A 13,487-nucleotide genomic window follows, 5' to 3' on the forward strand; every position below is an offset into this window, starting at 1 on the left:
AAAGAGCTAAAAGATAATACTATTATAGCTTCAAGCAAAATTGGCTCAGTTTTTTTCTTCCCCCCACAAGACACTAATAAAAAAACTAAAATTTTTCAAAGTAATGATAACTTAGCTTTTGATTGTATAACTGTAAAAGAAAATTATAACTTTGATTTTCTAGCTTATGGTGAAATGAATACTCTTTATAAACATTTAAAAGGAAGTGATATTCTTACCCCAATTGACAGTGGTAATTTACCAATCGGCGTAATTTCCTCTATCGTTGGTGATGATCAAAACGGATGGTTTCTATCTCATATAGTAGGTCATAAAGCTACAGTTTATAAGAGTAATCGATTAGAAAATGGTGATTGGCAACCAATTGTACAAAAAGAAATTCTTGATAATTTTTGGGGATTACGTGGGTTTTGGTTGTGGGAGGATGAACAAGGATTTAGCTATGCAGATATGTATGGAAAAATTAACCATTATGATTATATAACGAAAAAATGGACTGAAAATAAAGTACCCGACAATGATAATATATCTCAACTAGTAGTTAATCCAGATAAATCAATTAGCGTAATCACATCAAAGCGTGGTTTTGCGGGTATATTCTCAAATCTATTTAACTCTAAGGATCATGGTATTACCTGGCAAAAAGTTAACAGTCCCTTTAAGGTAAACGTTTTCCCTGCCCAAGTTTCAAAACAGGGAGATTTATATATATCAGGTGCACAATTTAATTGGGATAAATTAGCAATTTCAGAAGATGCAGGTAAGACTTGGCAAATGCATGAAATAATGGCTCCTAGTTCTATCATTACTTTAAATTCAGGAGCACTTCTTAACATCCTTTATTCTGGTCAATATGCATTGGTTAAAATATCAAATGATAAAGGTCAAAGTTGGAAGACTCTTTATAGTACCTATAACAGAAATATAAAAGACTTATCAAAATAGTACTATGTTTAATCTATAAACATAACTATTACATTTTTTAGTAAAAACTTAATACTGTTTAAAGAAATCTTTAAACAGTATTTTTTAATTTCCCTAGCTATTTACTAACGTAAAACCGCAGATCATTCTTCTCTATTAAAAATACTGGTTTAAAACTTCTTATCTATCACCTAGAAGAGCAATTCCTAGGCCTACCAGCATGCCCCATGCTCCACCCAATTTAATCATGGGAACGGAACACCATCGAGCTATCATTATTTTTCAGGGAACAATAAGCATGCGGGTGAAATACCCTTTATACGAAATGGTAAGAAAAAATTGACTCAATTTAGAGGGTTATTTTTTTAGATTTTGTGTTAAAAATAATCTTATTCTAGGTTTATAAATGTCTTTACTTTTGATTACCATTCACTCAATACGTTAGTTTCAAGTATTGATCTAAATGTTTGATTTAAACAATATTTTTATAAATCTTTTTATTTAGTAACTTTCAGGCAGGACCCCTGTTATGGCCCCAAACATCATGCTTTCAAGTGATCGTATTCGATTACGCCTATTAACCATTGAAGATTCAAGAGATTTAGTCGCCGCTGCTTCAGACGGAGAATTATGGAACCTCCCTTTCACTGTTGTACCTTCAGCAGAAACAATAGATGACTATATTCACCTTGCGCTAGAAGGTTATCAAGCAGGTACAGTTCTTCCTTTTGTTGTTGAAGATATCGCTACAGGAAAGATCATTGGATCTACGAGATTTTGGAAAATAGACAGAAAAAATTTAAAGTTAGAAATTGGAAGTACTTGGTACTCAAAATCTTGGCAGCGAACATACGCAAATACAGAGGCAAAATATTTGCTTCTTAAATATGCCTTTGAGGAATTAAATTGTGTGAGGGTTCAGCTTACAACAGATGTGCTCAATGAAAAATCACAGAATGCAATTCTAAGACTAGGTGCCCAGAAAGAAGGTGTTGTTAGAAATGAGAGAATTATGCCTGATGGAAGAAAAAGGAATTCTGTCAGATTTAGTATCATTGATGAAGAGTGGCCAAGCATAAAAGCGAATCTTATTAAAAAGTTAAATTATTAAATAGTAAAAGTCTTATCTTACAATAATTGTCAAAACCCGCTGGCAATATGTCTAGCAAAGGATAGTCTTCGCACAGGTTTAGGTTCACACACTAAATGAGCTAAACAACAGTATGAGGTAACCCCTGAATAGGTATGTAAATTTTAACCTGTAATCCAGTTTGTGTTTCTTTATCGGTGAAACTGAAATCGATTTTTGCTCCCCAACGTGTGGAAAGCGCACTAACAATGGATAAGCCCAAACCCGAACCCACCTGCTCACCGCCAAGTATTCGGTAAAATGGATCTAATACTCTTTGTCTTTCACTAATAGGAATACCCGGTCCATTATCTTGAACTTGTAAAATCACTTGTCGATTTTCTTGTTGTACCGATAAATCAATTCGCCCTGCCGACGGCGTATAGCGAATAGCATTATCAACTAAGTTCTTAACGACAGTCAGTAGCTCTAGCTCATTAACCCATACTTGAGCATCTAAAACACCTTCAATACCAATATCAATCTGCTTTTCTTCTGCCAATGGCATCAGATCTTCCAATACTCGACGATAAATACTTTGAACAGAAACCCATGCTTTCGGAGATTCAAGATTGGTCTGAACCTTAGCTAAAGTTAAAAGTTGCTCCAACAGGCTTCGTCCTCGTTTAATGCCTTGTTGCAATACATTCAAGCGCTCTCTGGCTACACTAGACATGTCTGCATCTGCCAATCGCTCAGCCTGCAAAGATAGTGCTGTCAGTGGTGAACGCAGTTCATGGGCTGAATCTGCAACAAAACGCCGCTGTGTTTCCATAGATTGTTCTACACGTGTGAACAATGAATTGATCGCAACAACAAAGGGGCGAACTTCAGTTGGTAAATGAGTGCTTTCTATGGGACGTAAATCTTGTTCAACACGCTGGTCTATTTCATTTGAAAGTGTCGCAATCGGTCGAAACATGCTTCTGACTAAATGGGAAACAAGAAATAACAAGACAGGAATGAAAATTAAAAAAGGCATTACGGTACGAAAGGCACTGTCATACGCAATTTCATTTCTTAAACTCGATGGCTGAGCAACCACAATACGGTCACCATTGATCAGCGTTTTCACCAATACACGAAAATTCTTATCGCCAACTTCTTGGGTGTGCAAACCATCGGACAATGTTGGTGTTATCGGTAAGATCACACTTGTATTTTTATCTAGAGCAGTATGATTGGCTTTTAAGTGTTGGATAATGACTTGAGCCTCAGCATCACTACCTTTGAGATACGTTACAGGTGCAAGGCTAGAAGACAACTGTTTTTGGTCAATGAGCTGAGCGACTTGCCGCAAAATATCGTCCTGTAACTCATGGGCTTCATCAAAAGCAAATACAAATGAACAAATCCCTGCGACCAAAGCAACAAGTAAAATTGAGACCGATAAAGTGAAAGATAATTTGAGTTGAATCGAATTATTTAGACTTTTTTTGATACCATCCATCCAGCTCCCCTAATATTTTTAATGACTTCAGTTCCTAATTTTCGTCTTAAAGCATGAATCAGATATTCAACAGCATTACTTTCAACTTCCTCTCCCCAGCCATAAATACGATCTTCTAATTCACTGCGAGATAAAATTGCACCCGGTCTAAGCAGTAAAGCATGAAGTAATGCAAACTCACGATTCGATAATTGTGTCGGAAGCCCACCATTTATGGCAGCCTCTTTTGTTACTGGGTCAAGTGTTACGATACCATTACCGAGTGTCGGGGTCGCATTACCCACCTTGCGTCTTAGCACAGCCCGAATACGAGCAAGTAATTCTGCCATATCGAACGGTTTTAATACGTAGTCATCCGCACCGCTATCAAGTCCATTTAAACGATCATCTAGCCCATCACGTGCAGTAATAATCAGTAAAGGAATTGGGTTGTTCTGGGCTCGGATGCTTTTGAGTACATCCAGCCCATCTTTGTTTGGCAATCCCAGATCAAGAAGAATGACATCGTAATGTTGACAATCCAGAGTGCTGAGCGCCACTTGTCCATTTTTAACCCAATCAACTGCATAAGAGGCATCTTTTAAAGCACTCTGAATTGCATCGCCAATCATAGGGTCATCTTCAACCAATAGTACTCGCATCGGAACTCCTCTTCTTATTTATTCATTCAAATGATCATCTATACATACTTATAAATCAGGCTTTACCTTGAAGCATATCAAAAGTTTTTAATAATTGAGTCATGGCATTTTTACAGTCTGCTTGCTTAGCAGGATTAGCACGTAATGCTGATAAAGCTTCATCAATTGATTTATCTAACACATGCCAGTCATCTGCTGCTCTTGGTTTTAATCCCGCTTCGGCAGAATCCCACGCTAACTCTAAATCTTTGATTCGTGCTTTAGCGGCAGGTAAATCACCTTTATCAACAAGGACATTGACTTCGAATGCAATATTACGAAATGAGGTTAAATCACCCAAATTAGAAGCTGTATGAGCTTGGGTACCTTGAGCTGCTGTATCGGTATTTTGAGTGCCTGAATGCTTAGAACATCCAACAACCAAGGTCAAAATAATTGTTGATGCTGCAACAGCAAGCGGACGAATCAATGAGCGTTGTGATTTCATAGTTTTCACCTAAAAAGTAAAGAAAATTAATGTTCAGTTGGAACAGACTGATTTGGTGTTAGATAAGAATTAAACTGGGCTTTGGTGACCAAAATTACAATTACGGAAAGAAAAATGATGCTGGTCCACATCGCTCCCAAACCCAAACCGCCATATATGTGATCTTGAGTTAGGAAATCGCCGAGTGCAGCGCCAAATGGACGGGTTAAAATATAGGCTATCCAGAAAGTGAGTACCGCATTTACACCCATGCGCCACAGGATAAAACTGCCGCCAATTAATGTACCAAACAGTACAGCACCCCAAATAAAGCCTAAACCTAATGCCTCAGTTGCCAGATCTCCTGCTGCTGTACCAAGTGCAAAAGTGCACAAAATAGCAGCCCAGTAAAACAGCTCTCGTCTACGTGAAACGATTTTATGAATAGATAAGGTTCGCTCAACTCGATACCAAATGAAAAAAATCACGGCGAGCTCAACTGAAAATACGGATGTGCTGAGATATAAACTGATATTTAAACCGTCAGTTAATAAATCAGTGATTTGTGTACCAACAATACTCACCAGTACAACGGTCAGCCAATAAATCCATGGTACATAGCGTTTAGTATTCAACTGAATCGTCAGCGCAATTAAAAGTAAAGCTGACATAATGGCGCAAGTAACGTTCTGACCTAGGCCAGCATTCACTGCTAGAAAGTCAGCTCCAGTTTCACCAACAGTGGTTGACATAATTTTAATGATCCAGAACGATAAGGTAATCTCTGGAACTTTATTCAGCCAACCATTGGTATTTGCTATTTGCAAGTTACTCATGGTGTTTTACCAAAAAAGTGGACTTACAAGCAGTTTAATAAGGCTGACTTAGCTGAAACATAGGCACATATTTTTATCAATAGAATATGTGCTTTTGTTTTTCAAAGGTATCATTACCCCTTTGATTAAGCAGATGTATGAAAAAAAGCTTAAAAGAAACAGTTTAGGCTTTCTTAATACTAAGCAAAATAAAAATAATAAAAACGTTATCAGTTATTTAATTTTTCTGTCCATTTATTCCCTCGCAAAACATTGCAAATGAGTCTCATTTATATATACTTTACACACTTTTTGGGGTCTAGTCGGCACTACGGTTCACTTGAATAGTTGCTCTTTTTTTAGCCTCAACACGATTTTCTATATCACCTAGGTATACTTATGTTTGCTTTCTCCCCACGTAAAAATTTAATTACTGTTGAAATTTTAAAACATAGTAGCCCCTTGCTTTTATCTCTCCTCCCTATCATGTCTTGGGCAGAAACAACTGCGATCCAACCAGCGCAACTAGAGACTATTAAAGTTCAGGCGGAAGCGAACTCAAGCTATATCGAAACTCAATCGGCGTCGACCTTACGAGGCAAACAAAAAAATCTAGAAAGCCCGCAAACTGTAAATGTCGTTTCTAAGCAATATATGAAAGACTATTTACCTGCAAATTTGGACAATGCACTGACTCAAGTCAGCGGTATTACGCAGGGTAATACTTTAGGCGGTACGCAAGATACCGTAATGAAACGTGGTTTTGGTGACAACCGTGACGGTTCAATTACCGTAAATGGCATGCCAATTGTGCAAGGCCGAACCATGAACGCGGCAGTTGAACAAGTTGAAGTTTTAAAGGGACCGTCTTCGTTACTCTATGGAATTATGGACCCGGGCGGTGTGGTCAATGTCATTACAAAAAAACCTGAGACTACCCAGAAAACTGAATTTTCAGTATATGGTTCAAGCTTTGCTGCGGGTAAAAATGGTTTAGGTGCAAGCATAGACACCACAGGCGCAATTAGTGATAGTAACTTTTCCTATCGCTTTATTGCCGATCACTCAGACGCAGACTATTGGCGTAATTTTGGTAACCTCAAACAGTCATTAATTGCTCCATCTTTAGCGTGGGATAATGGCCAAACTAAAGTGAACCTGAGCTATCAATACCGTCACTTTGATGTACCTTTTGATCGCTCTACCGTTTTTGACCCAAAAACAAACAAAGCCCTACCCATCTCTAAATATCAACGTCTAGATGAAGCTTTTAACCAAATGAAAGGTGAAGATCATTTAGCTCAACTGTTGGTAGATCACCAAATTAATGATAATTGGTCGGCTCACTTTGGTTATACCTACAACTACGAAACCTATGATGCCAACCAGTTACGTGTGACCAAATTAAATACCGCCAACCATACCGTGACACGCCGTACCGATGCGACTTTAAATGCAGAAAGTATAGACAGTAACGCCCAAGCTTACATCAATGGTTCAACCAATCTGTTTGGTTTAAAGCATGATATTCAGTTCGGTTCAGACATCGAATATCGCAAATATTTCCGTCCAGATATGGTTCGTGGTGATACCTCAACCTTAGATTATTTAAATCCAAGTTTTGGAACTGTTGAACCATCTCAAAATGTTGTCGCATCAGATAGCGACCAAACCGATAAACTACATACCTATGGTTTTTATGTTCAAGACGCCATTCATTTAAATGAGAAATGGATTGCTGTACTTGGTGGTCGTTACCTTAACTATGAGCAAACTGCTGGACGTGGCAGACCATTTAAGGAAAATACCAACACTAACGATGATGCTTGGCTCCCACACGCAGGTTTAGTCTATCAATGGAATGACCAACTTTCATTCTATGGTAGCTATACCGAGTCACTTAAGCCATCTTCTTCAATTGCCCCTTTAGGCGGCGATGCTGTCATTAATGCAGATGTTCAACCTGAGCAAGCTAAGTCTTATGAAGTTGGTGCAAAATATGAATTAAATGATCGTGTTAAAGCCAATTTTGCAATCTACGACATTAAAAAACGTAATGTTTTAGCTAAAATTACTAACTCGTCTACGAATGAAGTCGAACTGCATACGACGGGCGCTGTTCGTTCTAAAGGTGTTGAACTCGACCTGACAGGGCGTCTAACAGATCAACTTGATGCTACCCTCACCTATGCCTATACAGACGCTAAAGTGACTGAAGATGAAAGTGGTCTAGAAGGCAACCGCCTAAACAATGTAGCGCGTAATACAGCTTCTCTAGCATTGGCCTATAATTATGGGCAGCTTTACAACGGTAATTTACGTTTAGGCTTGAGCGGTAATTATGTAGGAAAACGTGCTGGTGATTCGGAAAATACCTTTGACCTACCTGACTATACACTAGCGAATGCCTTTGTGAGTTATGACACTACCATTGCTAAACAAGCGGTCACTTTCCAATTTAATTTAAATAATATCTTTGACACGACTTACTACACAGCTAGTGTCAATAATTTGGCCGTATCTCAAGGTGACTCTCGCCAAGCAGTATTACGCGCAACCTTTAAATTTTAAAACACAGGATCAGAGCGGTGTTAAATCACTGCTCTTTCGAGAACAATATGAAAAAGCTTCTTTCTACGGTGGTGTTAATTGGCACACTGTTTAGTTCTTCTGTTTACGCCCAAACACGAATTGCCCTGATTTCACAGATCAAGGGTTCATCGGCCAGTACAGATGTCGCTATTCAAAAATACTTGCAGAGTAAAGGCTATCAAGTTGAAGTATTAGATCAATCTGTTTCACCAAATAATTTAAAGAACACAGATATAGTCATTATTTCTTCTACAGTCGCTTCTAAAAATCTTCAATCGGGTTGGCGCCAACTCGCCATTCCACTGATGACGTGGGAAAACGATTATCTTGATGATTTGGCTATGACAGGTAAACGAATTGATAGCGATTTTGGCGAAGTTGAGAAAGAACGTTATTTGTGGTTGGTTAATGCACCACATCCACTCTCTGCGCATCTTTCTGCGGGAACTCACAATGTCTATAAAGCCCAAGCGCCGATGAGTTGGGGCAAACCCGGTTTAGGTGCCACCATTATCGCGACTGTGTATGGGCAACCTGAAAAAGTGGCGATTTGGGGTTATGAAAAAGGTGCAACCATGGATTATGAGTCTCTGGCACCTGCAAAAAGACTTATGTTTTTTCTTAACAACGACACATTTACCAATCTATCTGACGATGGATTAAAACTGTTTGATGCCTCAATTCAATGGTTGAGCAATAAATAAAATCATTTATGTAGCTCAATAAGGTTCCACTCATCGCACCTTGTTGAGCTATGCAAGAATTTGATATCAAATCACGGTGATTACAATATTGGCCTTTCAGCTTTACAGCAGAAGCGCTTTATTTATTATTCTTTTTATTAATACACAACGTTCACACGTACCCAATCTTCATATTTGGTGGCTTGAACATTGGTACTCGATGTAATTGCCCCATGAATAGGAATATTTTCTTTCATTCCTGTGGCAATTCCTGAATGTATTTTACTTCCTGACCCTCCCCAAATTTGAGTATGGCCAGCATCTTGATAAAGTATATATGCAACAGATGCGGTACTTGCAGCAGATTTAAGTTCAAAGTTATTGTCTGAAGTTACCGCCAATTGATATGGGGTATTTTTGCTACATTGCACAGATACATCCGTTCTTGCAGCAGCAACAGGCTGAGAACGAACCACTGAACCAAAATCTAAATTTCCTTGTGTTGAAATTTCACACGTTTCTATTATCGTTAAACTGACTCTTAATGATGTAGATGCATTTCCAGCATCTGCACTATTTATTGTCAGCATACTCATAAGAGAAAATAAAGTGTATTTAAGGACTTTCATTTCTTCTCCTTAACTTTTTGTTCTAATGTCTATTCATCTTTATATTGTGTTTTTTCTGTTCTGGTTAAAGAAACAGCTTCAGGATCTTTTAGTTATAAAACTTAATATTGCACACTGTCAATAAATACTAAACGCATGATTTGAATGTTATTTTTATAATTTGTGACGTATTACACGCAATCTAACTATTTTTAAAATTAGTTGATATTTTTTATTTCTGTTAATTACATTTATTAGACTAATTGATTATGAATTAGAGCTATTGGAAACCTTAATTTAATAGATACGTAGAAAATATAAATTATTTATTAGTGCAGCTTAACAAAATTTAATTTATCAGACCTTATCAAGCTGCATTTTTACAAGTAAAAATAGCTTTAAATCGATGGTTTAACCTACTACCAAATAGATAAGTAAATTATTAATCCCCTACTTACAATTAGAAGAGAAAGTTTTTATTTCTAATAATAGAAGACAATTTTTTTACTTCAATTTCGACTAAATCAAATTCAACGAATGGATCACTTTTAAGAACATCTTCAAGATGATCTTTATTAATAAGTGTGCTTAGAATAAATCCGGCATTTTCATTCTCGATGGGACCAGCAAAGATAAAGTGCCCCAAATCAATGTTTTCCTTTAACCATATTTTGTGGCTTTCAAGATGCTTGCGAATGATCTCATCTGAAACTTTATAAGTTAACGTAATATATGAAAGCATAATTAATCTTCTCTTTTACTTAAGTTGCTAATTACTTCATCAATACTCGACAAAGCTTTTTGAATTTCAATATCTTTAATGGCTGGGGCTTTTGATGTTCCCTCTGCTCTCACAAAATAACTATCTTTAATGCCTAAAAAATTGAAAAAAGCTGTGATGTATTTTTCTTGAAAGTCCATTTGAGAGAGAGGCTCTTTTGAATAGAATCCTCCTCTTGCAGATAAAATTACTACTTTACGCCCCTCTGATAAGCCTACGGGGCCATTTTCTGTATATTTAAATGTTTTACCTACCTGTGCAATTCGATCAAACCATGCTTTTAACTGAGTAGGAATAGAAAAGTTATACATAGGGGCAGATATTATAATGAGTTCACTATTTAGGAACTCGACAACTAACTCATCTGAAAGCTGATGCTCCTTAACCACATTTTCATCAGAAATACTTATATTTAAGTTTCTAAAACCTGCCGCGATTTCTCCTGTTAAATGACTAATAGGATCTTTGACAATATCTCTATAAGTAATTTCATTTTGATGATCTGCTTTGTTCAACCGCTCTATAAAAGTAGCTGCCAGTTTTCGAGATATAGATTGTTCGCCAAGAATACTCGAATCAATATGTAAAATTTTCATGAATATCGCCTAATGAGAAATTACTATTTAAAGCTTTTAGCAGCTTTATCAATAAGTTTAGAAACTTGTTCTGGATGGGAAATCAGAGATAAATGACTAGAGTTGATCCGCATTACACTTGAGTGAGTCTGTTTAGAAATCAATTCCTGTGTTCGCGGACTCAATGCATTATCGCGAGTTGTAATGAGATACCACGTAGGCTTTACACGCCACGCAACTTCAGAAATTTTTTGGGTGAATGCTTTAGCAGAGATAGGCTGTTGAACAGATGCAAGTAACTTAGCTTGCTTTTCCGACATATCATTCGCCATTACATGTTGAAACGTTTTAGCGTCATCTAACCAAATCAAACTATTTTTATCAGGCTCAAGTCCTTCCATTGGAGACTTTAAGCGCGTGAGTAAATCAGATGCCGATTCATTACTATCTGGTACGAGCGCTGATAAATAAACAATGCCTTTCACATTTGGTGCATTACCTGCTTCTGTTACAACCACACCACCCCAAGAATGACCAACAAGAAGTACATCACCTTTTTGTCTTTCTAAAACTCGTCTTGTAGCATCAACATCTGCATCTAAAGAAGTTAATGGGTTTTGAACGGAAGTAACATGGTATCCAAGCGATTGCAATCGACTTGAAACCGCATTCCAACTAGATCCGTCAGCAAAAGCCCCATGCACTAAAACAATATTTTTAACTGCTGCATGAGCACTTTGAATTACAAATGGAGATAGCGTTAACGCAGATAGCATTAAATGGTAAGTTAAACTTTTAAATTTCTTATTTTTCATGATCATTCATTCCTATAACTATTCAACTTTTTAAAAGTATAGTAGGTTTAAAATTATGGGATAGATGTCTTATAAGACAACATTCATGCAAAATCAGCCAAACTATGTAAGCTCAATTTATGAAAATCTTAATTTATGTGCCTCAGTTTTGTATTTATTCAGCCATAGCTGGAATTAATGATATTTTCTGGATTGCTAACAATATTATAAGAAGCAAAAACTTATTAAATTTAAAAAACTTAAATGAAATTAATGAGTTTAAAGTTAATCTCGTAAGCATTGATGGTAAGCCTGTCCCAAATGCACAAAATAAAATGATAGATGTAGATCTCTCTATAGAAGAAGCAATAAATAGTGATTTAATTATTGTGCCAGGAATGATGCTTAGCGATGAGCAAACTCCCATTATTCCTTCAGAATATAAAGCAGTATTAGAATGGCTTCAAAACGAAAATATCAAAAAAACAATTATATGTGGTGTTTGTGCTGGAACTTTCGTACTTGGAGATGCAGGCTTATTAAATAGGAAAAGCTATGCCACCACATGGTGGTTGTATCATACCTTTCAAAAAAGATTTTCAAATGGAAAATTAAGTTGGGGGAAAACCTTTGAAAAAGATAAAAATATTATTACAACTGGTGGTCCGCTATCTTGGATTGAACTCGTGCTTTATATTATTAATCAATTTGCAGGACCAGAAGTCGCCAAGGCAACCTCAGATTTAGCAGTTGCAGGAGCGCAGCCCGTATCTCAGCAAATCTATGTGCCTGAAGGTTTTACGAGTTCAATTGATCCTTTGCTAATGAGAATTGAAGAGTCTGTTAAATATACTAATCCTAATATTTCACTTGAAGAATTAGCAGAAAAATTAAATATAAGCGAAAGAACACTTTACAGAAAAGTTAAGAAATTAACGAATGAAAGTCCTAAAGATTTAATTACGCGATTTAAAATAGAGAAAGCATGTTACTTATTAGAGAACAATAGTTTATCTATTAAAACAATCGCACAAAATTGTGGTTACAGTGAAGACACTGCCTTTAGAAAAGCTTTTACAAAGATCTTAAATATGAACCCATTAGAATATAGAAAATATATCAAAAATAGAGTTTAAAGGAATTGATTAACGGACAAAAATTTCACTCTAAATTGTCTTTTTCGTGAGAAAGAAAAAGACAATTTCAGTCTACTTGCCTATCTCACAATAAATTTCCTAACAGCAATTTTTAAAAATTGAATAATTCTGTCCATTCTCGCAATTGCATAAATAAATTGATCAAAATAATATCCATACAAATAGATTATAACTTTACATATTGTTTAGCTTAAATATTCAATACTAAGAAAACTGTGAAGTTAAATTTAAAATGAATAATTCAGATCTTTAAAAACCATCCATTTTTAATTTGAGAAATGCTTGATATGAAAAAATATTTACTCTTACTTTTACTTAGCTTTTATTCGATTCACTCATTTGCCTCGGACAAACTACATGGCAGTGTTTGGAAAACAATTGATGATGCAACCAATCAACCGAGAGCACTAGTAAGATTTAGCGAAGATAAAAATGGCAATTTGTCTGCGAACATCGAAAAAATACTTGTTCCAAATGAGGCCAACAAATGTACGATGTGTGAAGGTACCTACAAAAACAAATCTTTGATTGGCCTAACCATTGTCAAAAATTTAAAAAGTGTCGGTCAAAATAAATATGACAAGGGATCTATCCTCGACCCACAGTCAGATAAGACTTATAAATTTAGTGTAACCGTATCACCAGATGGCGAAAAACTTATTGCTCGCGGATACATTGGAATTTCTGCAATTGGCCGAAACCAAACGTGGTATCGAATTAAATAAGCTCCTAAATCGTTAAAAACCGTACTTATAAATTGCATGGTTTTTTGAAGTGATCATTTACCTCAAAAGCCATGTAATTTTTTGAATCTTCTTAAGTTAATTAATAATTTTAATCATGCGCTAACCTATAAATAAATAATTTTTAAA

Annotated in this window: 14 protein-coding genes and 1 pseudogene; 7 read left to right on the top strand and 8 right to left on the bottom strand. The window is 36.2% G+C overall.

Annotated features, from left to right (window positions below; all coding sequences use genetic code 11):
• The 3 genes and pseudogenes from NL42_RS11620 to NL42_RS11630 all read left to right on the top strand — a co-directional run.
• Nucleotides 1-945: sialidase family protein (locus tag NL42_RS11620; protein ID WP_461312857.1), on the top strand; the 945-nt coding region annotated here is incomplete at its 5' end.
• 235 nt (nucleotides 946-1,180) lie between these two features.
• Nucleotides 1,181-1,281: pseudogene (locus NL42_RS11625) on the top strand (LysR family transcriptional regulator); the annotation flags it as partial.
• A gap of 172 nt (nucleotides 1,282-1,453) precedes the next feature.
• Entirely contained in the window at nucleotides 1,454-2,035 is a 582-nt protein-coding gene (locus tag NL42_RS11630) for a GNAT family N-acetyltransferase (protein ID WP_461312858.1), read from the top strand.
• 100 nt (nucleotides 2,036-2,135) lie between these two features.
• On the opposite strand, the gene NL42_RS11635 is transcribed toward NL42_RS11630, so the two are convergent.
• The 4 genes from NL42_RS11635 to NL42_RS11650 are packed head-to-tail and all read right to left on the bottom strand — an operon-like array spanning nucleotide 2,136 to nucleotide 5,446.
• The gene (locus tag NL42_RS11635) at nucleotides 2,136-3,503 is read right to left on the bottom strand and encodes an ATP-binding protein (protein ID WP_461312859.1); all 1,368 of its coding nucleotides are present in this window, start codon (nucleotides 3,501-3,503) and stop codon (nucleotides 2,136-2,138) included.
• The gene (locus NL42_RS11640) at nucleotides 3,479-4,144 is read right to left on the bottom strand and encodes a response regulator transcription factor (RefSeq protein ID WP_461312860.1); all 666 of its coding nucleotides are present in this window, start codon (nucleotides 4,142-4,144) and stop codon (nucleotides 3,479-3,481) included. Before NL42_RS11640 ends, NL42_RS11635 begins: the two co-directional genes overlap by 25 nt.
• A gap of 55 nt (nucleotides 4,145-4,199) precedes the next feature.
• A complete protein-coding gene (locus NL42_RS11645) occupies nucleotides 4,200-4,631 on the bottom strand; it encodes a hypothetical protein (protein ID WP_461312861.1) in 432 nt (143 codons plus the stop codon).
• Between the two features lie 26 nt (nucleotides 4,632-4,657).
• Complete coding sequence (locus NL42_RS11650) at nucleotides 4,658-5,446, bottom strand: COG4705 family protein (protein WP_461312862.1); 789 nt, start codon at nucleotides 5,444-5,446, stop codon at nucleotides 4,658-4,660.
• A 378-nt stretch (nucleotides 5,447-5,824) separates the two neighbouring features.
• Here NL42_RS11650 and NL42_RS11655 point away from each other — a divergent pair, with 378 nt between their 5' ends.
• A complete protein-coding gene (locus tag NL42_RS11655; protein WP_461312863.1) occupies nucleotides 5,825-7,996 on the top strand; it encodes a TonB-dependent siderophore receptor in 2,172 nt (723 codons plus the stop codon).
• Between the two features lie 47 nt (nucleotides 7,997-8,043).
• Complete coding sequence (locus NL42_RS11660) at nucleotides 8,044-8,721, top strand: hypothetical protein (RefSeq protein ID WP_461312864.1); 678 nt, start codon at nucleotides 8,044-8,046, stop codon at nucleotides 8,719-8,721.
• 137 nt (nucleotides 8,722-8,858) lie between these two features.
• Here the strand turns inward: NL42_RS11660 and NL42_RS11665 are convergent, their stop codons facing one another.
• The 4 genes from NL42_RS11665 to NL42_RS11680 all read right to left on the bottom strand — a co-directional run bounded on the left by NL42_RS11665 (nucleotide 8,859) and on the right by NL42_RS11680 (nucleotide 11,479).
• Complete coding sequence (locus NL42_RS11665) at nucleotides 8,859-9,329, bottom strand: Csu type fimbrial protein (RefSeq protein WP_461312865.1); 471 nt, start codon at nucleotides 9,327-9,329, stop codon at nucleotides 8,859-8,861.
• A 439-nt stretch (nucleotides 9,330-9,768) separates the two neighbouring features.
• On the bottom strand, nucleotides 9,769-10,050 hold the full coding sequence (locus NL42_RS11670) for a YciI family protein (protein WP_461312866.1): 282 nt from the start codon (nucleotides 10,048-10,050) through the stop codon (nucleotides 9,769-9,771).
• 2 nt (nucleotides 10,051-10,052) lie between these two features.
• A complete protein-coding gene (locus NL42_RS11675) occupies nucleotides 10,053-10,685 on the bottom strand; it encodes an FMN-dependent NADH-azoreductase (protein ID WP_461312867.1) in 633 nt (210 codons plus the stop codon).
• A gap of 23 nt (nucleotides 10,686-10,708) precedes the next feature.
• Nucleotides 10,709-11,479 carry an alpha/beta hydrolase gene (locus tag NL42_RS11680; protein ID WP_461312868.1) on the bottom strand — a complete coding sequence of 257 codons (771 nt, stop codon included), beginning with the start codon at nucleotides 11,477-11,479 and terminating at the stop codon, nucleotides 10,709-10,711.
• A 119-nt stretch (nucleotides 11,480-11,598) separates the two neighbouring features.
• On the opposite strand from NL42_RS11680, the gene NL42_RS11685 reads away from it, so the two are divergent.
• The gene (locus NL42_RS11685) at nucleotides 11,599-12,594 is read left to right on the top strand and encodes a GlxA family transcriptional regulator (protein ID WP_461312869.1); all 996 of its coding nucleotides are present in this window, start codon (nucleotides 11,599-11,601) and stop codon (nucleotides 12,592-12,594) included.
• 308 nt (nucleotides 12,595-12,902) lie between these two features.
• Nucleotides 12,903-13,340, top strand: a complete 438-nt coding sequence (locus tag NL42_RS11690; protein WP_013198366.1) for a DUF2147 domain-containing protein — start codon at nucleotides 12,903-12,905, stop codon at nucleotides 13,338-13,340.
• The last annotated feature ends 147 nt before the right edge of the window (nucleotides 13,341-13,487 follow it).

Source organism: Acinetobacter sp. GN11 (assembly GCF_054823985.1).